The sequence below is a fragment of the Micromonospora sp. LOL_025 genome, from assembly GCF_048060285.1.
Lineage (GTDB): Bacteria > Actinomycetota > Actinomycetes > Mycobacteriales > Micromonosporaceae > Micromonospora.
Genome location: NZ_JBHMIR010000167.1, coordinates 1 through 218 on the forward strand (window position 1 = coordinate 1; position 218 = coordinate 218).

1 protein-coding gene is annotated in these 218 nt (G+C 72.5%); it reads left to right on the forward strand.

From position 1 onward, the window contains the following. Positions 1–218, forward strand: a 218-nt coding sequence (locus ACFHW0_RS31980; protein ID WP_416613353.1) for a beta-ketoacyl synthase N-terminal-like domain-containing protein, incomplete at both ends; no start/stop codon positions are given.

Sequence of the window (218 nt, forward strand, 5' to 3'; positions counted from 1 at the left end):
TGGGAGTCGTTCGAATCGGCGGGTCTGGACCCGCAGCGGCTGCGGGGCAGCCGGACCGGTGTCTTCGCCGGGGTCATGTACCACGACTACGCCTCGCGCCTGATGGACCTGCCGCCGGACGCCGAGGGCTTCGTCGGCACCGGCACGTCGGGCAGCGTGCTGTCCGGTCGGGTCGCGTACACGTTCGGCCTGGAGGGCCCGGCGGTCACGGTGGACAC